Below are 24,817 nucleotides of genomic sequence, written 5' to 3'. Positions count from 1 at the left end.
TGTTAAAGGCTCAGGAGAACGACCATCAGCGTAGTGAGGCTGGTGACGACGCTGATGACCGCGCCATAATCGCGAAAGCCTTCCGAGATCGGTCTGCGAACGGGTTCTACATAGACCACATCGCCAGGTTCCATAGCAATATTGTTTTTCAAATATCCATCGAAGGTGGTGAGATCGGCTACGAAAACTTCCTTGCCGCGCAATACCCGGATATTTTGAGCCTTGGCATCGTTGGCCAAGCCTTTGGCCAGGGCCAGCACTTCCACCAGGTGCATGTTCTCATTGGCCAACGGAATGACTTGTCCGCCGGGAGCCCCCAGCACCACCACGCGTTTGTTGGTGTACTTCAGTTTCACAAAAGGCTGCTGATAATAAACGGCGTAGGCTTGCTGTAGTATTTCTTCGGCCTGGCCTATGGTGAGTCCCACCACTTTGGTGTTGCCGACCATGGGAAATTTGCTGACGCCATTCACGTCTACCAGGTAAGTGGGTTCCGTTTCTTTTGCAGCGTTCTGATCCACGCCGTCCTGTGTCAGCTTGCGATCGGGGTCGATGAGCCGCTCGCCGTTGTTGGTGTAAACCTCCAGTTGCAATTGATCATTGATCTGGATGACATAGTTCTTTTCCGCGGCTTCGGTCTGCTGTTTCAATACGGTCCCCTCCGGTACTTTGAACATGATGTTCTGCTTGTACGAGGCACAGGACGAGAGGAGGACGCAAAAAAGAAGGAGCGCGCTGTTAGAGGCCCAAAAAAATAGTTGTTTCACGTACAAGGCGTTGGTTCATTACCGTGAAATTACGGATTTTCCTAACAATTCGTCCATCGTGGGCAATACCCTGTCCTTCTCGGAAATGATAGGATCTTGTACGCGCCAGTCAATGTTCAGTTCAGGATCATTCCAGCGAACGCCGGTCTCGGAGGCTTTATCGTAGAGATTGGAGCATTTGTAGAAGAAGACCGAGTCTTCCAGGGCGGCAAACCCGTGGGCAAATCCCTCGGGCACCATCAGCATATTACGGTGTTCTCCGTCCAATACACAGTAGTAAACTTGTCCGAAGGTTTTCGAGCCGGTGCGCAGGTCCACCACCACATCGAGCACTTTTCCCGACAGCACGGTCACCAATTTGGCCTGGGCGTATGGCGGCCGTTGCATGTGCAATCCGCGGATGACGCCTTTTTTTGAAAAGGAGGTGTTTTCCTGGACGAAGCGATAAGTGATGTTATGCTTGCGGTAGGTATCTTCTTTGTAGAACTCGTAAAACCAGCCTCGATCGTCCTTGTAGAGGGTGGGAATAATTTCCACCAGACCTTCTATCCCGGTTGTTTTGACTTCCATGAAAGGTATCGTTGGGTTAGGATGCTTGCCGAAAATCCGACAAGGCCGCAAGATACTTGTTTATGACAAGAGATTCATCATATTCTGCCTCCATCTTTGCCCGTCCGTTCTTACCAAAGGCCTTCAGTTTTTCGTCGGCCAGGCCGGCCATACGCTTCATTTTTTCAGCCAGGTCGTCGGCATCTTTCAGGCGGCAAAGGAATCCGTTGAAGTCGTCTTTTACCACGTGGTTACATCCGGGTACGTCGGTGGCGATGATGGGTTTGGATGAGCTGGCGGCTTCCAGCAGGGTCCGGGGAGTGCCTTCGCGATAGGAGGGCAACACGACGCAGTCGGCGTTGTTTATAAAACCGCGTACGTCATTGGTGGTGCCCAGGTATTCGATGGTGCCGCTGTCGATCCATTCCTGGATAACATCGAGCTGAATACCACGCTTGTGCAGGGGATCTTTTGCGCCCAGCACCTGGAAATGTGCATCGACGCCTTTACCCCTGAGTTTACGGACCGCATCGATGTACTCGATCACGCCTTTGTCGGTGATCAGGCGCGAGATGAGCAGGAAGGTGAACTTTTCATTTCGTTTGAATGGCGTGGGTTGAAAGCGTTTCAGGTCGATGCCCGAACCGGGCAGGATGTCCACAGCTTTGGACGGCACGAGTTTCTTGTCAAGGAAGAGCTTGAGATCGTCGGGGTTCTGGAAGAACACCTTGTTTGCAAACCGGAAACTGATCTTGTAGAGCAACATGGCGATGGCCGACACGATGTTGTCTTTCAAAAAGACCGTGCCCAGACCGCAAACGTTGTTGATGACAGGAATACCCAACATACTGGCCGCGAGGGTGCCATAAACATTGGGTTTGATGGTGTAGTGCAGGATAATGTCGGGCTTAACCCGGCGATAGATAAAGAAAAGCTCGGCGATCAAAGCCGAATCCTTTATGGGGTTGGCACCGCGGCTGTCCATTTTTACCGGGTGGTGAACGCAACCGGCTTCTGCAATCAGGTGCGTATACTCATCTACCGGGGCTATAGTGTGTACTTCGTGGCCTTGCGCTTGCAGGGCGCGTATGAAGTTCATCCTGAAATTAAAAATATTCCAGGATGTGTTTAATACGATCGCGACTCTCATCCTCTCTGGGCTCTGATTGTGAGAATTTTATCCGATCCTAAATCCGACAAAAGGTCGAAAAATCAGGTTTTCTCTAAATATCTCTGGTTTAGATTCATCAAAGGTATGAAAAGTAACAGCCGCCCTAAAACTTACTTTAAAATTTATCCGTTATGTTTGACGCTAAGTAAAAAACGAATGACAGTTAAGGAAAAAACAGCCGTAATGGTAGCCCTGGGAGGGGCACAGGATCAGGAAGTTACGCAGGAACACCTGGACGAACTGGCCTTCCTGGCCGAGACGGCTGGCGTGAAGACCATTAAACAATTTGTGCAAAATCTTCCACACCCCGATTCCCGGACGTTCGTGGGCAAAGGCAAGCTGGCCGAGATCAAGGAATTTGTGACCGTGAAAAAGGTAAACAATATCATTTTTGACGAGGACCTCACCCCATCCCAACTCCGCAACCTGGAAAAGGAATTCAATACCAGCGACGCCGATGAACCCAAAGTGCGCATCTACGATCGCAGCCTTCTGATCCTTGATATTTTTCTGTTTCGCGCACAAACCGCCCAGGCCCGCACCCAGGTGGAGCTGGCCCGAAACCAATATTTATTGCCCCGCCTAACCCGAATGTGGACCCACTTGGAACGGCAACGCGGGGGAACCGGAACACGGGGTGGTGCCGGGGAACGCGAAATCGAGACCGACCGCCGGAACATCCGGAACCAGATCAGCATTCTGAAAGACAAGCTGGAGAAGATCGAAAAGCAAAAGATCACGCAACGCAAATCGCGCGGCAACGTCGTGCGGGTCGCGCTGGTGGGCTATACCAACGTGGGTAAATCAACCCTCATGAACCTGTTGTCGGGCTCCGGGGTGCTGGCCGAAAACAAATTGTTTGCCACCGTCGATGCCACCGTGCGCAAAGTAACGTTCGGCAATGTGCCGTTCCTGCTCTCCGATACGGTCGGATTTATCCGCAAGCTCCCCCATCACCTGATTGAATCCTTCAAATCCACCCTCGACGAAGTGCGCGAGGCCGATTTGTTGCTCCACGTCGTGGACTTTGCGCATCCGTTTCACGACAACCAGATCGAAGTGGTCTCTAAAACACTACAGGAAATTGGCGCAGCGAACATCACCACCATCCTGGTGTTGAACAAGATCGATCTGTATAAGAAACAACATCCCGATGTAGACCTCGAGGAACGGAAAGGCTACTATCGCGAGATGGGGTATGAACACGTCATTTTTGTGTCGGCCACAAAAAACGAAAACATCACGGCGTTGAAGCGCATGATGTTTGAGGAGATCAAGCAAAAGCACGTACAGATCTTCCCTAACTTTTTCAAGGACGGCTATGAGTTCGCGCCTTGGCCGCAGGAGCAGGTATAGACCTGAGAAATGATCTGTAATTTCTGAGTGAAATTTTCACCGCCTCACCTTCGCTAACGCCTCTGCGCTCGCCGAAGCTTAGCGAAGGCGAGGCGGTTCAACCTTTGAGTTCCGCATCGATAACTTGCCAGATCAATCCAGCCCGATCATCATGAAGGCACCCCAATAGATTGGCTCGGGATATTCCACCCTGATTTCTTTCTTGGCATCAATAAAGCTTTGACGCAGGTTGGCGGAGTTGAACCATTTCTGGTAGAACTTCAGCATCAGCTTTTGGGTGGCGTCGTCGTCTACCTTGAACATGCTCATGATAAGGACTTTGGCGCCGGCTACGAGAAAGGCGCGTTGCAAGCCATACACACCTTCGCCCGCTTCGAGATCGCCCAGGCCTGTTTCGCAGGCGCTCAGCACCACCAGGTCAGTTTTGTCCAGGTTCAGGCTCATCGCTTCATAGGCGGTGAGGATGCCGTTTTCCATGTTGTAGTTGTATTCTGTCTTTTCCATCAAGTCACCGGCTCCGCGCAGGAGCAGGCCGGTGCGCATCAGGGGATTTTGATTTAATGTGGCTTCGCTGCCCTGTAACTCATCCTCCAATGTGGCTTGCGCCGTGGGCCGGTAAAATCCGTGCGTGGCAATGTGAAAGATCTTTGGACTGTTCATCTCCTTCACATTCTCTTCCGATGCCGTTTGTTCGATATACTCGGCGGTGATCCATCCTTTTTGTTTCATGATGAATTGCAGTTGGGTCACTTCCTTTTCGGTGCCCGGCAACGATGAAATGGATGGGTCGCTGGTGGCGGCAGCATAGAAGGTTGGATTGCCAAACAAGGAGGCTGTGTTTTCCGTGGCGCTTTGTTTTGATTTTATCTTCCGGATATAAAGATCTTTTGTGTTGCTGACCAACACGATGTTGGCGTTGTCGATCACGTATTTGCCATCGGGGGTGGGAATGGCTTCGAGGTTGATCTGGTTGTAGATGCCATCGGCAGAAAGATAGATCGTGGCCGACTGACCGACCTCATCCTGGATGGGTTTCCAGAACACGCCATAGGAAACTTCGTCAGGCACTTTGCCGGTGATGGCGTTGCGATAGAATTTGAAATAGCGGGTCTCCAGCTTTTTGCCGTCTTTGATCAGGATGGCCTTCGGCCGGGAGAGGTCGGGTTTCAGGTAAAGCGCGGCGTAAATGACCGAGTCAGTGAAGTCGTGATTGAAATAGCGGTAACGCACCATCTCGATGGCCACTTCATTGGGCTTGAGCGCTTTCTTCACATCATCGTAGGTGATGCGCTTGTTCTCGAAGCTCTGGCCGAACAACTCCGAACGCTGGCTGAGATCTTTCTCGAGCCGTTCCACCTCCTGTTGCAGCGCAGCGGGGTCGATGCCGTTCTCCATCAGTTGTGCGGCGCTCATGGACAACGCCAGGGTGAGGAGTTCTTTCTTTTGTACCCAGGTGCTGTATTGCATCTTCAACTGGTCGTCGGTGCTGTTGAGGATGCGCTCGCGTATTTTGATGGACGAGCTGAGCAGCAACGCCTTCGTAAGCAGCTGATAGTTGTATACTTTGCCCGACAGGTCCTTGAAGTCGTCGAGGTTGCTCAGGGCAAGCGTGTTGTAGAATTCGAAGTCGCCTTTGATGGTGTTCCAGTACTTCGCTTTTTCGCGTTCGCTCAGGGCGGGGAAATATTGTTTGATAAAGCTTTCGTAGTTGGTCAGCGACTCCTCAATGAGGCGCTTCGACCGCTTGTAGTCCTTCTGCATGTAGGCCACCTTGCTCAGCTTCGACAGCACCTTGACATACTCGGGGTGGGTAATGCTGAAAAATTTCTCGTACAAGTTCTTCGATTGATTATAGAATTCTTCGGCCTTCTTATAGTTCTTCAGTTGATAATAAACATCGCCCGTCAACGTATAGATGGCTGCGGCGTTGATGTTGTTCTTGGTGCCGGTCTTGGCGCGCCAAATGCTTTCGGCCACGGTGAGCGAGTTGAAGGCGAGGTCGAATTTCTTTTCGGAGATGTAGAGCACGGCAACGTTCTTCAGGATCTCGGCATACTGCGGGTTGTCCTTGCCCAGTTTTGCCGCCATGATGTCGCGCGACTCCAGCATGAGCTTTTCAACTTCCTTCGGCTTGTCGCCTTTGTAGAACTTGATGAGGGCCAGTTGCGAGAGCGACTTGGCCACTTCCACGTGGTTTCTTCCAAATTGTTTTTCCTGGCTGGTGATGGCTTTGATTACATTCTTCTCGGCCTTGTCGTAATCGCCCAACGTGTAGTAGATATCGCTGAGCAATTTTTGTGTAGGGGCGGTCTTGGTCGAGATCTCGCCATAGGATTTTGTGGCGATCTGATTGGCACGCGAGGCGATGCGTTCGGCTTCGGTGTAGTCGCCTTTCGCCAGGGCGAGACGTCCTTTGTTCACCAGGGGCTCGATGAGTCGCAACGAGGTGTTGCCATAGAGTTGTTCGTATTCGGGGATTTGCGTGTTCAATAAACGATCAGCTTCGGAATAGCGTCCCAGTTGAATGAACAAGGCCGTTAACTCTTCGGCCGTGCTCAACTCGCTGCCGACAGCCACTTTTCCTCTTTCAATGAGCTTTCGCGACCGCTCAAGGTTATCTTCGGCTTCATCGAAAAGGCCTTTGATCCCGAACAACTTGGCTTGCGTTTCGATCACGTGCACATAGTCGCCTATGCGCGCATCATCCTTGCGGTATTCTTCCAGGATGGTCAAAGCTTTTGCTATGTTCCCTTCGGCTTTTTCGTACTGTCCGAGCTTGATCTGCAACCCAGCAATGCGGTCGAGTTCCACGCCATAGTCCGGATCTTTGTCATCGAACTTCGAGCGTGCCACATCCGAAGCTTTGTCGAGCGTGGCGGTGGCTTGCGTGTATTTGTCGGCGTATTCATAGAGCGTGGCCAGGTGATTCAGGATGTTGAGGTTGTCCTTGTGCCAGGGGCCGATCTCCTTCGAGACGATCTTGGTGTAGCTTTCTTCATAGATCTTGGAAGCTTCATCGATCTTGTTGGTGTAGTCCAGGTAGAAACCGGCCAACCGGATCCGGGAGAGGTGATATTCCGGTGAGGTTTCGCCATAAAGCTCTTTCTGAATTTCTGAGATCTGTGTCAGGTAGCCTTCGGCATTGGTATAGCGTTTCTCGCGCAGCGTCACTTCATACAAAAAATTCAGTGTGCGCTCGGTGGTGCGGTAATTTTTGGGAAGCGATTTCGATTTGATGAGGGCGATCGCGTCCGATTCCAGGTCCTTGGTTTTGTCGCGTTGAAACTTTGAATCAAACTCTACGGCTTTCAAATTGATGCGCACGAGACTTGTCTTCGGGAAATACTTGTCGATCATCTTCTCGTATTCCAGCTTCACGTTCAGGTAACGCGCGCGATTTTCCTCTTCCAGCAATTGGTGGAGATAGGCGAGATAGATATCGTGACCCAGGGTGTAGGTGGGGTTGGCGCGACGTTTCAGGTCGTTCAGGAGGTTGTCGAATTCGAGATCATTCTCGCGGTGCTCGTTGCCGTTGTCCACCAGCATGCGGGCGTAGAGGAAGTTGTTTTGCACCAGGTACAGGCTGGTCTCGCCCATAAAGCGTTGGTTTTTGCGGATCCACACTTGAGCGGCTTTAAAGGCGGAGTCGGCCGAGAGCAGGTTTCCCTTTTTGGCGTAGGCATTGGCGGTCAGGGTGAGCAGGTGTGCATAGCTGGTGTAGCGCGACAACAATTCTTCGTCGGGTACACGCACCGTTTTGATGGTCGTGCCCTCCACCTTGGTTTCTTTCTCTACTGCGCGGCCCGCGAAATAGCTCTCTACGCTGCGCAGGGTAGCGACGGCGTCGTTACAGAAGCCCTGGCCGGTCATGGCTTCGGCTTCGGCCAACGCCACGCGTCCTTTCAGTGCATCGGAATACTGATTGGTTTTTGTGAGCGATTCCTTGGCTTTTTCCAGGTATTCGCGGCTCACGCGGAAGTTGCCATAGTCATTGTAGATCTCGGCCACGTCGATGAGGTTTCCGGCATAGGTTGCACTGTTGTCGCCATACATGGTCTGGCTGTTGGCCAGGGCGTCGGTCAGGGATTTGTCAAAGTCGGTGAGCATGCCTGAGGCGAGGTTGATGCGGGCTTCGCGCAGCAGCAAGCCGGGCATGTAGGCATTTTGTTGTCCCATCTTTGCCACGATGGATTTCTTCAGTTTTTCGAGCCCGCTGGCAGCTTTCGCAAAACTTCCGGAGGCATAGCTGGCATCGACCTTTTTAAGGCTTTTGTCAAACTTTTTGTTTTGGGAAAACAAGGGCTCAGCGGCAACGACACATATCACCACTAACAGGAGCAACCTGGCAAGTTTCATGGAGCAAGTATTTGAATTGGACTACTAATGTAATGAATTTTCGACAGTGGGGGAAGGCGCTTTGGCGGCTGACCCAAAAGGGTCATGCTACTCCGGCATGAGGCGCTCCAGGATGTCGCGGGCGGCGGTGGTGATCACGGTCCCCGGTCCAAAAACAAATGAGACGCCCGCCTCGTGGAGGAAGGGATGGTCCTGTGCGGGAATCACACCGCCGGCGATGACCATGATGTCGGGTCGTCCGATTTTTTTTAACGCTGTGATGAGCGCCGGGACCAGCGTTTTGTGGCCACCGGCCAGGCTGGAGGCCCCCACGACATGCACGTCGTTTTCGGCGGCTTGCATGGCCACCTCTTCCGGCGTTTGAAACAGCGGGCCGATGTCTACATCAAAGCCGAGGTCTGCAAAACTGGTGGCGATCACCTTGGCCCCGCGATCGTGACCATCCTGACCCATCTTGGCTACCAGGATGCGGGGCCGGCGGCCGTCGCGTTCGGCAAAGCGGTCGGCGAGTTCGCGCACTTCTTCAAAAATCTTTTGATCCTTCATCTCACCCGAATATACACCTGAAATCGAACGGATGGTGGCTTTGTAGCGACCAAACGATTTTTCCATGGCCGTCGATATTTCTCCCAACGTGGCGCGCAGGCGTGCTGCATCCACGGCCAGTGCCAAGAGATTACCCGTGCCGTTGGCTGCGGCGTCAGACAACGCTTGCAGCGCGGTCTCTACGGCGGCGGTGTTGCGTTCTGCCTTCAACTGGACCAACCGTTCAAGTTGTTCCTGGCGCACGGCGGTGTTATCCACCTCGAGAATATCGAAGTCGGGCTTTTCGTCGGTGGCATATTTGTTTACGCCTACAATGACATCTTTCCCCGAATCGATGCGCGCTTGCTTGGCGGCGGCGGCTTGTTCGATCCGCATTTTCGGAACACCGCTCTCGATCGCTTTTGTCATCCCACCAAGTTTTTCCACTTCTTCCATCAACTGCCAGGCATGGGTGGTCAGTTGTGCGGTGAGATTCTCCACATAATACGATCCGGCCATCGGATCGACGAGGTGGGTGATCCCCGTTTCTTTTTCCAGGTACAATTGTGTGTTGCGTGCAATGCGTGCCGAGAAATCGGTGGGCAACGCGATGGCTTCATCCAACGAATTGGTGTGCAGCGATTGTGTGCCCCCCATCACGGCGGCCATTGCTTCGATGCACGTGCGCGTCACGTTGTTGTAAGGATCTTGTTCGGTAAGGCTCCAGCCCGACGTTTGGCAATGCGTGCGCAAGGCCATCGACTTCGGATTTTTGGGATTGAACTGTTGCACCAGCTTCGACCACAACATCCGGGCGGCGCGCATCTTGGCGACTTCCATAAAGAAGTTCATGCCGATGCCCCAGAAGAAAGAAAGACGCGGTGCAAAATCGTCGATCGCAATGCCGGCCGCTAAACCGGCGCGGATATATTCCAATCCATCGGCCAGCGTATACGCCAACTCCACGTCGGCCGGTGCACCGGCCTCGTGCATGTGATAGCCGCTGATGCTGATGGAATTGAACTTCGGCATGTGTTGCGAAGTATACCGGAAGATGTCGGCCACGATGCGCATGGAGTGGGCCGGTGGATAGATGTAGGTGTTGCGCACCATAAACTCTTTCAGGATATCGTTCTGAATGGTGCCACTCAGTTGGGCCGGCTTCACGCCTTGTTCTTCCGCAGCAACGATGTAGAAGGCCATGATCGGAATGACGGCGCCGTTCATGGTCATGGACACCGACATCTTGTCGAGTGGGATCTGATCGAACAGGATCTTCATGTCCAGCACAGAATCAATGGCCACCCCAGCTTTGCCTACGTCGCCCGATACGCGGGGGTGATCGGAATCGTAGCCGCGGTGTGTGGCCAGATCGAACGCCACCGAGAGACCGCGTTGCCCTGCGGCAATGTTGCGCCGGTAAAATGCGTTGGAATCTTTCGCGGTGGAGAAACCGGCGTATTGACGGATGGTCCAAGGCTTGGTGGTATACATGGTGGCATACGGTCCGCGAAGAAAGGGCGGTATGCCCGCGGAGAAATCCAGGCGTGCCGCACCGTTGAGATCAGCTGACGTGTAGCGTGCGGGGATCGCAATTTTTTCAGGGCTGTTCCATGAACCGGTGCGTGTGTTGTCCGGTGCAGGAGGCAGCACGAAGGCGTTGGCGGGGATGCGGGAGAAATCGGGCTTCATGGCTGTTGCAAATTTTGTTGAAGCAAAGCCCACGCAGCGTGCGCCAGGGCGTGTGTCATTTCCTGCACGGCATAGGTGCCGGCCAACGGATCGGCCACTTTATCGAGGTGCGATTCTTCGCGCAAGATGGAAGAGGCGTTGCGAGCCATGCGTGTCATCGTGCTGTTGGTGGCATCTTCGGCGTGGATGGTCAGTGCGTTGCAGCCCCCCATCACGGCTGCCATAGCGGCCGTGGTGGCTTTCAACAGGTTGCCGTGGGGTTGAAATTTCTCGTTGACCCATGGCGTGGAACGCACATGAAGGTGCAGTGCCATGCTGTCGGTGGGAGGAATGCCAAACGCATGCGCCAATTGAAACCACAACAACCGCAACGCTTTCAGTTTTGCAATCGAACAAAAAAAATCGGTGTCGACCGGTAGGGACAATGCGAGGTTGCGCCAGGCCATTTCTTTTTCAACGCCTTCTTCCGTGAGCGCATCCATCACGCGGGCGGCTTTTGTTAAGACGTTCGCAATTTCCTCTACAGGCGACGCAGCGTCGGCCACGATGCCCCAGCGCCTGAAATGGGTGAGGTGGGAGAGCGATGAAAGCTTGGGAATATTTTTTTCAGGGAGATGATTCCACCATACTGTCCCGGAAAGGGAATGCGGCTCATAATTTTTTTTCTGAACATAGGATGCCAACAAGTTTTCCAGGATAGCATCCGTCACGAAAAAAGAGACGTTGCAAAAGCGCCAGTCCACTTGATCCAATAGACCGGCGATATCAACCGTTTGGCGATTTCGCAGATCGAGGATGATGCCGTCGGCACCGTTATTTAATTGATGCAGGAGTGTTGTATTGTCTTTCTTTTCATCGGTAATGACAAGCTGTGGCAGGTTTTCCCAAAAGCGTGCACCAGCGTGTGCGTGCGGCGAAGGCGGTAGTTCAAAATTTTTGAGATACTGCAGTGATGCGGTGTCGGCGCGGTCGTAATACGGAGAAAAAGTTAGGCCGTCAAGCTTCCAGGCCAATATTTCAGCGGGATCTTTTCCGTCGATCTCCGCAGCAGCAGTCCGCAACCAATCGGCTTTATTCGAAATGGGGAAAGACTGCCGTAACAGGCTGTGGATGGCGGATTCAGACATGCGGGTTCTTTATTATAATCCAATTTTAGTCAAGTTTTCCGAACTGGTGGTGTTTAATTTTCAAATTTTTCCAATCACATTTTTTTCTGAAAAATCAAGGTTAGGTCGGCTTGTTTTGTTAATCCATTTTTTTACATCTTTGTCTCCCTTTCTCAAACGGAGTCTGAAATCACACTGAATTTGGAGATCAACCATGGAAGTTAGCTGCGGTACAGTATGGAACGATTGTCTTGAAGTGATTCGGGAAAATGTAGGAGAGGAGAACTTTAATACCTGGTTCAGGCCGATTGCTCCCTTGCGGGTTGACGGCGATGTGCTGACGATACAAGTTCCTTCCCAATTTTTCTACGAATGGCTGGAGGACAACTATGTGCCCGTGCTGAAACGTGCCATACACACCGTGCTGGGGCCTACCGGCCGGCTGGAGTACTCCGTGGTGGTCGACAGTGGCAATCAACAGGCGCCTGCTGTCTCGGTCAATTATCCCGCCAATGGCGCAGGCAACCGCCGCAGTGCCGTGAATGGTTTTGGTTCCGACGACTATTCGCCGTTCTCCATCAAAGCCTTAAATCCGCACACCGTCAACTCGCGACTCAATGCAGCGTATAGCTTCGACAATTTTGTTGAAGGCGATTGTAACCGTCTGGCGCGTTCGGCCGGGGTCGCTGTGGCGAAGAAGCCGGGCATCACATCATTCAACCCGTTGATGCTGTATGGTGGCGTTGGTGTGGGAAAGACACACTTGGTGCAAGCCATCGGAAATGAGATCAAAAACAACATGCCCAACAAAGTAGTGTTGTATGTCGATCAAAGCGATTTCACCAACCAGTTCCTCAACGCCCTGCAAAATCACAAGCTGCAGGACTTCCAGAACTTCTATCAGCAAGTAGACCTCCTCATTCTCGACGACGTGCAATTCCTTGCCGGCCGTGAGAAGACACAGGAGATGTTTTTCCATATTTTCAACCAGTTGCACCAATCGGGCAAGCAGATCATTATGACCAGCGATTGCCCGCCGCGCGACATGAAAGGCTTCCAGGAACGCCTGCTCTCCCGGTTCAAATGGGGATTGACGGCCGACCTCCAGGAACCCGATTTCGAGACCAAGCTCGCCATCATCAACCGCAAGATGCAGGCCGACGGCATTCAAATTCCTACCGAAGTGTCGGAATACCTCGCCTACAGCGTCGACACCAACTTGCGCGACATGGAAGGGGTGCTGAACTCGCTTATTTTCCACGCCACCCTGCTCAAAAAAGAGATCGACCTGGAATTGGCGAAGGAAGTGTTGAAGAACATCATTAAGGAGATCCAATCCGACGTTAGCGTTGATTTTATACAAAAGACTGTTGCTGAGTCATTTAAAGTGGATCTGGATGCCATGAAAGGCAAGGTAAAGAAGCGCGAGATCGTGATCCCCCGCCAGGTGGCCATGTATTTCTGCAAGCGTTACACCCAACTCACGTTGGCCCTTATCGGCGAAAACTTTGGCGGCCGCGACCACAGCACGGTGATCCACGCCCTGGAATCCGTTGAGGATATGATGAAAACCGATCCCAATTTCAAAGCCACCGTCGACGACCTGGGCAAAAAGCTCAAAATGCGCGTCAATTAAGGCCATTCAGCCGCTTTTCAGGCGTTTCCCTACTTTTTACGGTCAAAAAAAATTTTTAAGAATTCTAAAACATTCTGTAACTTAACACCGTTAAGTAAAATATCAGCAATGCAATGACCATATCAAATCGTAAAGAGCGCCAAAAAGAGGAATTGAAAGCCAAGATCCTGCAGACCGCCAAGGCGTTGTTCATGGAACGCGGCTACGAGGAAACCTCCATCCGCAACATTGCCGAGCGCATTGAATATTCCCCCACGACGATCTATCTCTATTTTAAGGATAAGGATGACATTTTCTATGCCCTCCACCGCGAAGGTTTTGTACTGCTCAATCAATACTTCCGCGCCCTGGGGCATGTGGAAGATCCTTTTGAACGCCTGAAGGCCATCGCCAAGGCCTACGTAACGTTTGCCCTGGAAAACGGGGAATTTTATGATCTGATGTTCATCATCCGGTCGCCCATGAATGCCCTGGAAAAAGAAAAGAAGGAGGAGTTGGATTGGGAGGAGGGAGACCGTGCCTTTGGCTTTTTGGTGAATACGATAGAAGAGTGTATTGCAAAGGGTTATTTCAAGGGTATGAATGCCGAGGTGCTGGCCTTCACAACGTGGTCGATGGTGCATGGCATTTGCTCGCTCGAGATCCGGAACCGCTGTTCCGTCGTCAGTGAGTTGAACCAGCCCAATTTGGCTATGAGAGCATGTGAGATGGTCAACGAGATCCTGAACCGTATGCACACCGTTTCGCCGTCTTAAAAAATTTTGCCATAATAATTAACAGTGTAAACTAAATGTTCAATGAAAACTAATCCACCTCTCCAACTGATCCGATACGGCCTTGTGATCGCGCTGACCACGCTTTCGACGGCCTTAACGGCGCAAACCGTTTTGGACGGCTATGTCTCCGAAGGGTTGAAAGACAACCTGGTGTTGCAGCAAAAAGACATCACGCTGCAGCAGGCACAACAATCCCTGCAGATCGCCCGCAGTTACTTTTTTCCTTCTGTAAATCTCCTGGGCGACTATACATCGGGTGAGGGAGGAAGAAGTATTGCCATCCCGGTAGGCGACTTGTTGAACCCTGTGTATGCCTCGCTGAACCAGCTCACGCAAGGCGACAAGTTTCCGCAGATCGAGAACGTGAACCAGAATTTTTTCCCGCACAATTTCTATGATGCGCGGGTGCGCACGTCGCTGCCGTTGGTGAATACCGATTTGTATGTGAACCGGTCCATCCAAAGCCAGCAGGTTGTGCTGAAGCAATATGAAGTGGAGCTATATAAAAGACAGCTGGTGCTGGACATCAAGTCGGCCTACTTCAGTTACCTGGCCGCCGTGGCCGCGGTGAAGATCTATGAGAGCGGGCTTGGGTTGGTCAATAAGAACGTGGAGGTGAATGAATCCCTGCTGCGCAATGGCAAGAGTTTGCCCGCAAACTACCTGCGCAGCAAGAGTGAAGCCGAACGCGTGAAGGCCGACCTGAACAGTGCCGAGAACCGCGTGGTCAACGCCCGCAAGTATTTTAATTTTTTATTGAACAAGCCGTTGGACCGCGAGATTGAGGTCTCCTATGATCTGGCCGGTGCCACCGCCCTGGATTCGGCATCCACCGACATCACTTCCCGCGAGGAACTGAAAATGATCAAAACGTCGCGCGACATCAACGCCGCCTCCATTCGCCTGAACCGACTGACCCGCGTACCGAAAGTGAATGCTTTCCTGGACCTGGGCTCGCAAGCCGCCGACTGGAAGTTCAACGACAAGTCGAAATATTATCTCGTCGGCGTACAACTGTCGCTCCCTTTGTTTCAGGGTTTCCGGAACAACATCAGCATTCGCCAGAACACCTTGGAGATGCGCAAAACAGAGTTGAACCTGACGCGCACTACAGAACAACTTCAGCTCGCGGCCGACGTGGCCAAGAACGATTGGCAAACCACCGTACAAAACTATGCCGCGTCGCGCGAGCAGTTGAAGTCGGCGCAGAGCTATTTCAATTTGGTGGAAAAGGGTTATCAGCAAGGGATCAATACGCTGATCGAATTTCTGGACGCCCGCAACCAGCTGACCTCTTCACTGCTCCAGCAAAACCTGAGATTGTTTGAAATGCTCACGGCCGAAGCCCGGCTGGAGCGCGAGACCGCTTCTTATACTTTTTAAAAAAATATCAATCCGAATCCCTATGAACACTATCCAAAAGAATTTCCTGTTCGCCGGTGCCATCCTTTTGACGGCCGTCGTGCTGCAAGCTTGCACCGACAGCAAAGGCGAACGCAAAGCTATCCCCAATGCTTCCGAGCCCGTACCGGTGAAAGTGATGTCACTGGAAAAATCGACAAACCTCACCGACATCAAAGCCAGCGGACAACTTACTACCGACGACGAGACTACGCTGAGTTTCAAAAGCGGCGGCGTGATCGGGGCCGTGTTGGTGAAAGAAGGTGAAGCCGTAAAGAAAGGACAACTCCTCGCCACGCTCGACCTCACCGAACTGAATGCCCAAGTGGCCCAAGCCCGCTTCAGCTATGAAAAAGCACAACGCGATCTTCAACGCATCACCAATTTGTATCGCGACAGTGTGGCCACCCTGGAGCAGCTGCAAAATGTGCAAACCGGTCTCGACATCGCCAAGCAACAACTGGAAGCCGTAACGTTCAACCGGACCTTTGCCGAGATCCATGCGCCGGCCAACGGCTTTGTGTTGCGCAAGTTTGTGAACGCCGGCCAGGTGGTGAGCACAGGCAACCCGGTGCTGGTGACCAACGGAGCAGCGAAAGGCGACTGGATCCTCAAGGTTGGGGTGAGCGATAAACAGTGGGCGGAAGTAAAGAACGGTGACAAGACCACCGTGCAGATCGACGCCTTCCCGGAAAAGACATTTAAAGGAACCGTGTTGAGAAGGTCGGAGACCTCCGATCCGCAGACCGGTGCCTTTACGCTGGAACTGAAAGTGGAAAACGATGGCGTGAAGCTGGCGGCCGGTATGTTTGGTTCGGCCGTGATCCACTCCGGCGTGTCGGTCACCTCCTGGAGCGTTCCCTATGAAGCCGTGCTGGACGCCAACGGAAACGAAGGCTTTGTTTTTGTGACCGACGATTCGCGTACGGCCCGCAAACAACCCGTTACCATCGCTTCGTTCGATGGCCGCACCATCCGCATCAGCGCGGGTCTCGAAAATGCCAGCGCGCTGGTCATCGCCGGCAGTGCTTATCTCTCCGATCGTTCGCCCATCCAAATCCTTAAATAAACGGTTATGAAAATTTCTGAATACGCCGTAAAAAATTATCAGTTCACGCTCATCATGTTTTTGATGGCCGCCGCCGTGGGCATCACCACGCTGCTCACCATGCCGCGCAGTGAAGACCCGGATGTGGAGTCGCCTCAGTTTGCCATGATCATTGTGTATCCGGGCACAAGTCCCAAGGATATGGAGGAATTAGTAGTCGATCCGATCGAGGATAAAGTGAATGAATTGGAAGACATCAAACGCATCCGCACCACGATCAGCGATGGCCTGGCGGTATTTCGTGTGGAGTTCAAATATGAGAGCGACCCGGATGAAAAATACCAGGAGCTCATTCGTGAATTGAACAGCCTTCGTTCGGAGTTGCCCAAAGACATTTATTCTATTGACGTGAATAAATTCCAGCCTTCGGATGTGAACATCCTGCAGATCGCCCTGATTTCGGAAAATGCTTCGCGCGCTACGTTAAAGAAAACTGCCGAATCGTTGCAAGATGAGTTGGAGAAAATTCCAATGTTGAAGAATGTGGAAATCCAGGGTTTGCCAGAGCAGATCGTTCGCATTGAATTGCGGTTGGAGAAGATCGCGCAGATGCACATTCCCATGGATGCCATCATCAGCAGTTTGCAGAGCGAAATGGCCAACATCCCTGGGGGCAGCGTGGTGGCCGGTTCCAAATCGTTCAACATCAAAACCAGTGGCAATTATACAAACCTGGAGGAGATCCGGAATACCATTGTCTATACCGCAAACGGTAAAAATATTTTGCTGAGCGACGTGGCCGACGCTTCCATCACCTTTGAAGAAGCTACGCACATCACGCGGCTGAACGGTCACCGCTGCGTGTTTGTCGTTGCGGCTCAAAAATCCGGTCTCAACATCACGCAAACGCAAAAGGTGTACAAGCCGGTGTTGAAGCAGTTTGAAGCGACCCTGCCGTCAAACATCGCAATGGTGAACCACTTCGATCAGGCCGATAACGTGAACGGTCGCCTCGCTGGCTTGGGTAAGGATTTTCTCATCGCGATCCTCCTGGTGTCGATCACGCTTTTGCCCCTGGGTGGACGTGCTGCGACGATCGTGATGATTTCCATTCCCTTGTCGCTGGCCATTGGATTGGTGTTGTTGAATTTGCTCGGGATCAGTTTGAATCAGTTGAGCATCGTGGGATTGGTTGTGGCGCTGGGTCTGCTGGTGGACGATAGCATCGTAGTAGTAGAAAATATCGAGCGATGGATGCGCGATGGCCATTCACGGCTGGACGCCACCATCAAGGCGACGCGTCAGATTGGGTTGGCCGTGGTAGGATGTACGGTGACGTTGATCATTGCCTTCATGCCGCTGGTGTTTTTGCCGGAAGGTGCGGGCGACTTTATTCGCGGGTTACCCCTGGCGGTGATCATGGCCGTGCTAGCCTCCATGCTGGTGTCGTTGACGATCATCCCGTTTTTGTCGAGCCGCATTTTGAAAGACAAAGGCGACGATCATGGCAACATTTTCCTCCGCGGTTTGCAACGGTTGATCCACGGTAGCTATTCGCGCTTGCTGGACAAGGCTTTGCAGAAACCCGTGATCACACTGGTGGCTGCCGGTATCATCTTCTTTGCCTCGCTGCAACTTTTTCCCATCATCGGTTTTGGACTTTTTCCGGCATCGGAAAAACCGCAGTTCATCATCAATACCATCACGCCTTTGCAAACCAATTTGGAAAGAACGGATACGGTTTCCCGTTACGTAGAGCGGGTGGTTTCGGCCATCCCGGAAGTGTCCTTCTTTGCGACCAACGTCGGCAAAGGTAATCCACGGATCTACTACAACGTGTCGCAGGAAAATGAGCACACGGATTTTGCGCAGACCTTTGTGCAGTTGGATGAGCATGCTTCGCCAGAGAAAAAGCTGGAGATCATCAATACATTGCGCGATCAATTCAATCAGTATCCTGGGGCAAAGATCGAAGTGAAGAACTTCGAACAAGGTCCTCCGGTAGCTGCACCGATCGAGATCCGCCTGATTGGCGACAACCTGGATACGCTCCGCGCGCTGGCGGGTCGTGTCGAACATATGCTGAAGCAGACGGAAGGCACGCTCTATGTGAACAACCCGGTCAGCAATTTAAAGAGCGACATGCGCGTGGTCATCAACCAGGACAAAGCCCGGATGACGGGGATCAGCACGGTAGACATCGATCGCACGGTGAGACTTGCCGTGGCCGGTCTGGATATGGGAAGTTTTTCCGATGCAGAAGGGGAGGATTACAACATTCACCTGACCACACCGAAGCAGGAACGCGCTACGTTGGCGTCGCTCGAAAATCTTTTCGTGAACAATCGTCAGGGAGCAGCTGTGCCGTTGGCGCAGATCGCCGGGTTGCAATTGGAGACGTCGCCGTTGCGGATCGATCACTATAATAAAAACCGTATGGTGTCGGTGTCGGCCTTTGTGAAGAAGGGTTATCTCAACGATAAAGTGATCCGTGAAGTCGTGAGCAAAATGGAGTCGACAAAACTCCCCGCAGGCTACAGCTTTATGATGGGTGGAGACGTGGAGGCGGGCAATGAATCGTTTGGTGGATTGGGAACGGTGATCATTGTGACGGTATTCATGTTTGTGGCGGTGTTGGTGCTCATGTTCAAGACGTTTAAGAGTACGTTGATCGTGTTGAGTGTTATTCCGCTGGGTGTTGTGGGCGCGGTGATCGCGTTATTCCTGACGGGTAACTCCTTGTCGTTCGTTGCCATCATTGGGTTGATCGCGCTGGCGGGTGTGGAGGTGAAGAACTCGATCCTGTTGGTGGATTTTACAAATCAATTGCGGGCGCAAGGGAAGTCGATCGAGGAGGCGATACGGGAAGCAGGGGAGGTTCGATTCTTGCCGATCGTGCTCACTTCTTTAACGGCGATTGGTGGATTGATGCCGATTGCATTGTCGGTGAATCCTTTGATCTCTCCGTTGGCGATCGTGTTAATCGGTGGGTTAATCAGTTCTACTTTGCTGTCGCGGATTGTGACGCCCGTTGTGTATAAGCTTATTCCGCCGAAGGTGGTGTAGGTTGCCGGGTTTACACCGCAGAGACGCAAAGGACGCAAAGAAATGCATTGCCTTTGCGTTCTTTGCGTCTCTGCGGTTCAAACCTTGAGCATACGCTACCTTTCAAAATCAAACTTCGCTTCCTCGGTCACACCTTTCCAGGTATCGGTCCGGAACGGACCCGCCGGAAATCCTTCCTTATTATAGAGATTATCATCCCCCGCATCATCCGCCCAACCATAGCGCACAGCGACCGGTGCTCTCACATCATCACTAGACACTACCACATGGTCGCCTTCGATGTATGCCTTCGCATAATGAAACACATGATCTTCCCCGGCTACCTCAAAGCCTTTTACATAGCCATACCGGTCTTTCACCATCAACCCGCTGCCCATCGAATTAAACACCAGCTCGACCTTTCCAGTCCCCAAGAGCACGGTCTTGCACACAGGCCCGGTGTACACGATGTTCTTTCCATAGGTGTCGTGCAGCGCGATGGCGGCTAATCGTTTTCCAACGTCTTGCTTGTTCCGCGGGTGAATATCGTGCGACTCGCCGATGTCGGTGGTCACCGCCATGCCGGTGCGGGGCAGGCTTAGGGTGAGCGTCTGTGCTTCACGCAACTCGGCCCAGCCGCTGCCTTTTTGGCTGTTGCCATGGTCGGCGTCATAGCTGGCGAGCTGAACAAAATAGAACGGGAAGTCGCCTTGTCCCCAATGTTTGCGCCAGTCGGTGATCATGAGTGGGAAAGCTTTTCGATATTGATACGAACGCCCCGCATTCGATTCGCCCTGGTACCAAATGGCGCCGGTGATGGCGTATTGAAGAAGCGGGTGGATCATGGCGTTGTATAGCAGCGTGGGGTAACTGTTCGGCCCAACGCCAGCGCCCTTCATCAGGGATTCTACACGATAGGACCACGGACCCGTCAACGGGAACGCGGCGTTGGAGAGGGAGAGGTGCATATCTTCCGGATTTCCATTCACACCGCCTCCACCGCCGGTGTCTTGTACGCGGATGGCGATCACATTTTTTCCTTCCCTTAAAATATTGGGAGCGATGTTGTACACCCGCTTGGCGCTGTAGGAGTTGGTGCTGCCCACCAGCAAGCCGTTCACGTAGGTCTGGTCGGCGTCATCGATCGCGCCTAATGATAATGTAGCGGCTTTGCCGGCTTGGTCCGCCTTGAGGGTAATGGTTTTGCGAAACCATACGTAGCCATCGACGTCGCCGAGCGGTTGTGTTTCCCACATCGTGGGAAGGTTCATGGTGAGCCAGGAGGCATCGTCGAAGTTGACATCTTTCCAGGTGATGAGCACGGCCGTGGAGACATCGAGATCACCCTGGAGTTTCTCGATGCGCGCCTTCGTGGCGATGGCTTTTGCATTGGCGACGCTGTCCAGGTTCAAGTGGGGCATGGATTGGATCATCGAACGAAATTCGTCGCTGCCTTCGAAGGCGCTGCGGCTGGTCCAGGTTTCGGAGTGTGTGCCGCCCCAGGAGGTGTTGATCAAGCCGATGGGAATGTTCAGTTCTTTGTACAAGTCGCGCGCAAAGAAATAGCCCACGGCGGTGAAGTCGCCTACATGCGCGGGATCGCAGAGGTTCCATTCGCCACCGGTCAGGTCGTCGCTGGGCGTTGTGCCGATGGTGAGCGGCACTTTGAAGTGACGGATCTGTGGGAAGTCGGCTTGTGCGATTTCGGCAGCGGCGTTGTTGGTGTTGCGCACGATCCATTCCATGTTCGATTGGCCGGAGCAAATCCAGACGTCGCCTACGAGCACATTGTTGAGGGTGATGATGCTATTCTTTCCTTTCACGGTAAGGTCATAGGGACCACCGGCGGCCTCATTGGCAAGGATCACCTTCCACTGGCCGTCTTTTCCGGCGGTGACGGTCTTGGTTTGGTGATTGAGCTGAACGGTGACTTTCTCTTTGGTTTCGGCCCAACCCCAGACGGTGATGGCGTGGTTGCGTTGCAGCACCATGTTGTTGCTGAAGATGCGGGGAAGTCTCACGTTAGCGAGGGCCGATCCGGCGAGGAAAACGAGCAGGGCGCAAAATTTCAATGTTCTCATAAAGACGGTTTTGGATGGTCGCAGTATGCCGTTTCGGGCGGCAATGATCAAGTTTAGCATAACCCGTCAATTTATCAAGCCCTTCATGGAAATCGGCGCCGGGTTTGTAACGCCGTGTTTCGGTGGGAAGATTATAAATGTTATTTTAGGTGCATCCTTGTGTGATCCTCCCGGTTTGTGCTGACCCTGTTACGTATGGCTTTTGTTTGATCTTTAAACCTGAAGAACATATGACCAGACCTATTCTCTGCATCGCCCTGCTTTTAATGGTTACCCTGATCCAGGCACAGGAAAGCCATCACGACGATCCGCCGACCTTGGCCATCGGCACGATGGCCCCTGATTTTAACCTGAAAGGCATTGACGGAAAATTCCACGCGTTGCAGGAATACGCGGCCGCGAAAGTGTTGGTCATCGTCTTCAATGCCAACCATTGCCCTACCGCCCAGGCCTACGAAGACCGCATCATGGCCATCACACGGGATTATAAAAGCAAGGGTGTGGATGTGGTGGTGATCTCTTCCAACAATCCGCCGGCACTGAATTTGGCCGAGTTGGGATACACCGAGTTTGGAGACACCTATGATGAAATGATCATCCGTGCAAAAGACAAGTCTTTTAATTTCCCCTACCTCTACGACGGCGACGATCAGAAGGTGGCGCTGGCGTATGGACCCGTGGCCACGCCACATGCCTTTGTCTTTGACAAAGATCGCAAGCTTCAATACACCGGCAGACTCGATCAGCATGAAAAGCCCGGCACAGGTAATGGTGAAGATCTTCGCAATGCCGTCGATGCCGTGCTGGCGGGCCGCAAGCCGGAGCCGGCCACCACCAAAGTATTTGGCTGCAGCATGAAGTGGTCGTGGAAAAATGAATATACTGAAAAGCTCCTGAAGGAATGGGCGGCCATGCCGGTTTCGTTAAACGAGATCGACGTCGCGGGTGTGCAGGATCTTCTGAAGAACAAAGGCGACAAGTTGCGTCTCATCAATATTTGGGCAACCTGGTGCGGGCCTTGCACGCAGGAGTTTCCCGATTTCATTACCATCGACCGCATGTACCGCGGGCGTGATTTTGAATTCATCTCCATCAGCGCCGACAAGTTGGCCAGCAAGGAGAAGGCACTCAAATTTTTGAAGCTGAAGCAAGCTGCCAACACCAACTACATTTTCAACAAGGACAACATCTACGATCTCATCGAGGCGGTAGATCCAAAATGGCAAGGTGCGTTGCCGTATACCGTGCTGGTGGAACCGGGGGGTAAGATCATCTATAGCCAGCAGGGGCCCATCGACCCGTTGAAAATGAAAAAACGGATCGTGGAAAACGCGTTGATCGGGCGGTATTACTGAGGCGCCCATCCCAGGCCTGCATTCGGTGTGGTGATTTTGACGTTTTCCACCCTGAACACGTGTTGGGTTCTTACGCCCAACTCCTTACCTTGTTCCTTTTACGTGAAGATCATGAGAGCACTTCTTACCATCGGGTTCTGCCTGATGCTGTTGGCAGCAGGGGCAGAATCGCGGACGGATAGTTTATTGCACGAGCTCAACGCCACCATTGCCAGACGGGAGGCCTATTTGAAAGAAAAGCAGGAGCGCATCGCCCGCTACACGGCGGCGACCCGTGAGGCGAAGGATGCCGTGTTGTTTGATCTTTATCTGAAAATCTATGAAGAATACAAATCCTTCATTTACGACTCAGCCTTTACCTACGCCCGCAAGCTCCAGGACATCGCCTATCGGACAAAAGACCCCATCCGCATCACCCAGGCCAAATTGAAGTCAGGCTTTGTGCTGGTTTCGTCTGGTCTCTTTCTGGAGGCGTTGGATACTTTGCGAAGTATTCGCTCCAGGGGGTTGCCCGATAGTACCCGCCGGGAATACAATTACCTGATGGCCCGCACGTGTTATGATCTGTCGGATTTTGATCGCGATGATTTTTATAGCCGTCAGTACACCGACCGGGGCAACCGGTTCATGGACTCCGCGCTGTTGTTGACACCCCCTAATTCCGCCCACTACAAATTGTTGCAAGGTTTGAAGAGCACGAGGTTGCGCGACATGCGTCAGGCGCAGCAGGCGTTTGAAGAGATGATCAGCCGCTATAAAGTCTCCGACACCGATTTTGCCGTGGCGGCCAGCACCCTCAGCTTTATTTATTTCTACTCCGACCAGCTCCAGAAGTCCAAAGAAATGCTGATCCGGGCAGCCATTGCCGACATCCGGGCCAGCACCAAGGAAACACTGGCCACCCTAAACCTGGCCGACATGTTATATAAGGAAGGTGACATCGAAGGCGCTTATAAATATGTGAAGGTGGCCATGGAAGATGCCAACTTCTACGGCGCCCGACACCGCAAGGTGCAGATCGCTGCCGTGTACCCGATCATCGAGGGCAAGCAACTCAACATCATCGAGTCCCGGCGACGGATGCTTTTTTTGTATTCTACGGTGATCACCGTGCTCACGCTGATGACCATTGTGTTTGCGGTCATTATCTACAAGCAATTCCAGCGCTTGCAGATAGCCAAGAAAACCATCTCCGAAGCCAACGACGTGCTGACGGAAACCAACCATCAACTGGGCGACGCCAACAAGATCAAGGAGGAATATATTTGGTACTATTTCACTACCACGGCTGAATACATTACCAAGATCGATGTGTTGAAGAAATCCCTTGAAATGAAACTGATGACCAAAAAGCTGGAAGACCTCCGCTTTACGGTGGAGAGCATCAACATAAAAAAAGAACGCGAGGAGTTATACCACAACTTCGACATGGTGTTTTTGAAACTGTTCCCCGACTTTGTGACCATCTTCAATTCCTTTTTTAATGAAGAGGACCGCATTCACTTGAAAGAGGATCAATTGCTGAATACCGAGTTGCGGATCTTTGCTCTCATTCGCATGGGCATCCACGACAACGAAAAAATTGCGAAGATCCTGGACTATTCCGTTACCACCATCTATACCTACAAGACCCGCATCCGCAACAAGTCCGTCCTCCCCAACGAAGAATTTGAGAAGAAGATCATGGCGATCCGGGCCATTTAATGATCTTCAATCGTTTGTTAGCGGTTCGAAAAGCTGAGAAACCGTTGAGATTTTCTGACCACCCCAATCCAGCCAATCCGTTGTCATTCAATTTGTTGACGCTGAAACGGCCTTAAGATTTTCTAGATTTTCACGGGACAAATTGATCGTGCCGCCGGCACCTGCTTTCCTTTGTTATGTCCGCAAACGTTTGAAGGAGCCTTCTTTCGAAAACACTGCGGCGGCAGATTTTAACAGCTCAAACCAACA

At 52.3% G+C, this 24,817-nt stretch carries 15 protein-coding genes; 8 read left to right on the top strand and 7 right to left on the bottom strand.

Features of this window, described 5'->3' with window-relative positions:
- Positions 1-2: 2 nt before the first annotated feature.
- The 3 genes from BUB30_RS17270 to BUB30_RS17260 form a co-directional block, all read right to left on the bottom strand.
- On the bottom strand, positions 3-677 hold the full coding sequence (locus tag BUB30_RS17270; RefSeq protein ID WP_143164966.1) for a polysaccharide biosynthesis/export family protein: 675 nt from the start codon (positions 675-677) through the stop codon (positions 3-5).
- Positions 678-785: 108 nt separating this feature from the next.
- Positions 786-1,337, bottom strand: coding sequence for a dTDP-4-dehydrorhamnose 3,5-epimerase (rfbC, locus tag BUB30_RS17265; protein ID WP_073136316.1), 552 nt, complete (start codon positions 1,335-1,337; stop codon positions 786-788).
- A gap of 16 nt (positions 1,338-1,353) precedes the next feature.
- Positions 1,354-2,466 carry a glycosyltransferase family 4 protein gene (locus BUB30_RS17260; RefSeq protein ID WP_073136314.1) on the bottom strand — a complete coding sequence of 371 codons (1,113 nt, stop codon included), beginning with the start codon at positions 2,464-2,466 and terminating at the stop codon, positions 1,354-1,356.
- A gap of 177 nt (positions 2,467-2,643) precedes the next feature.
- Here BUB30_RS17260 and hflX point away from each other — a divergent pair, with 177 nt between their 5' ends.
- Positions 2,644-3,843: a GTPase HflX gene (hflX, locus tag BUB30_RS17255; RefSeq protein ID WP_073136312.1), complete on the top strand. Its 1,200-nt coding sequence runs from the start codon at positions 2,644-2,646 to the stop codon at positions 3,841-3,843.
- Positions 3,844-3,975: 132 nt separating this feature from the next.
- On the opposite strand, the gene BUB30_RS17250 is transcribed toward hflX, so the two are convergent.
- The 3 genes from BUB30_RS17250 to BUB30_RS17240 all read right to left on the bottom strand — a co-directional run bounded on the left by BUB30_RS17250 (position 3,976) and on the right by BUB30_RS17240 (position 11,543).
- On the bottom strand, positions 3,976-8,199 hold the full coding sequence (locus BUB30_RS17250) for a CHAT domain-containing protein (RefSeq protein ID WP_073136310.1): 4,224 nt from the start codon (positions 8,197-8,199) through the stop codon (positions 3,976-3,978).
- An 87-nt stretch (positions 8,200-8,286) separates the two neighbouring features.
- On the bottom strand, positions 8,287-10,416 hold the full coding sequence (gene scpA, locus BUB30_RS17245) for a methylmalonyl-CoA mutase (RefSeq protein WP_073136308.1): 2,130 nt from the start codon (positions 10,414-10,416) through the stop codon (positions 8,287-8,289).
- Positions 10,413-11,543 carry a methylmalonyl-CoA mutase family protein gene (locus tag BUB30_RS17240; RefSeq protein WP_073136306.1) on the bottom strand — a complete coding sequence of 377 codons (1,131 nt, stop codon included), beginning with the start codon at positions 11,541-11,543 and terminating at the stop codon, positions 10,413-10,415. Before BUB30_RS17240 ends, scpA begins: the two co-directional genes overlap by 4 nt.
- A 193-nt stretch (positions 11,544-11,736) precedes the next feature.
- Between BUB30_RS17240 and dnaA the strand changes: the two genes are divergently transcribed.
- From dnaA to BUB30_RS17215, 5 genes are all read left to right on the top strand, one after another.
- Positions 11,737-13,158, top strand: coding sequence for a chromosomal replication initiator protein DnaA (gene dnaA, locus BUB30_RS17235; protein ID WP_073136304.1), 1,422 nt, complete (start codon positions 11,737-11,739; stop codon positions 13,156-13,158).
- A gap of 113 nt (positions 13,159-13,271) precedes the next feature.
- Positions 13,272-13,913: a TetR/AcrR family transcriptional regulator gene (locus BUB30_RS17230; protein ID WP_073136302.1), complete on the top strand. Its 642-nt coding sequence runs from the start codon at positions 13,272-13,274 to the stop codon at positions 13,911-13,913.
- Positions 13,914-13,955: 42 nt separating this feature from the next.
- Positions 13,956-15,317, top strand: a complete 1,362-nt coding sequence (locus BUB30_RS17225; protein WP_073136300.1) for a TolC family protein — start codon at positions 13,956-13,958, stop codon at positions 15,315-15,317.
- Positions 15,318-15,339: 22 nt separating this feature from the next.
- Entirely contained in the window at positions 15,340-16,404 is a 1,065-nt protein-coding gene (locus tag BUB30_RS17220; protein WP_073136298.1) for an efflux RND transporter periplasmic adaptor subunit, read from the top strand.
- Positions 16,405-16,410: 6 nt separating this feature from the next.
- A complete protein-coding gene (locus BUB30_RS17215) occupies positions 16,411-19,449 on the top strand; it encodes an efflux RND transporter permease subunit (protein WP_073136296.1) in 3,039 nt (1,012 codons plus the stop codon).
- 95 nt (positions 19,450-19,544) lie between these two features.
- On the opposite strand, the gene BUB30_RS17210 is transcribed toward BUB30_RS17215, so the two are convergent.
- On the bottom strand, positions 19,545-21,509 hold the full coding sequence (locus BUB30_RS17210; protein WP_073137358.1) for a sialate O-acetylesterase: 1,965 nt from the start codon (positions 21,507-21,509) through the stop codon (positions 19,545-19,547).
- Positions 21,510-21,739: 230 nt separating this feature from the next.
- Between BUB30_RS17210 and BUB30_RS17205 the strand changes: the two genes are divergently transcribed.
- Both BUB30_RS17205 and BUB30_RS17200 read left to right on the top strand, forming a co-directional pair.
- On the top strand, positions 21,740-22,864 hold the full coding sequence (locus BUB30_RS17205) for a redoxin family protein (protein WP_073136294.1): 1,125 nt from the start codon (positions 21,740-21,742) through the stop codon (positions 22,862-22,864).
- A gap of 111 nt (positions 22,865-22,975) precedes the next feature.
- Complete coding sequence (locus tag BUB30_RS17200) at positions 22,976-24,568, top strand: DUF6377 domain-containing protein (RefSeq protein ID WP_073136292.1); 1,593 nt, start codon at positions 22,976-22,978, stop codon at positions 24,566-24,568.
- The last annotated feature ends 249 nt before the right edge of the window (positions 24,569-24,817 follow it).

The organism is Chryseolinea serpens (genome assembly GCF_900129725.1).
GTDB classification, from domain to species: Bacteria; Bacteroidota; Bacteroidia; order Cytophagales; family Cyclobacteriaceae; genus Chryseolinea; species Chryseolinea serpens.
This window is presented reverse-complemented; position numbering and strand designations above follow the sequence as displayed.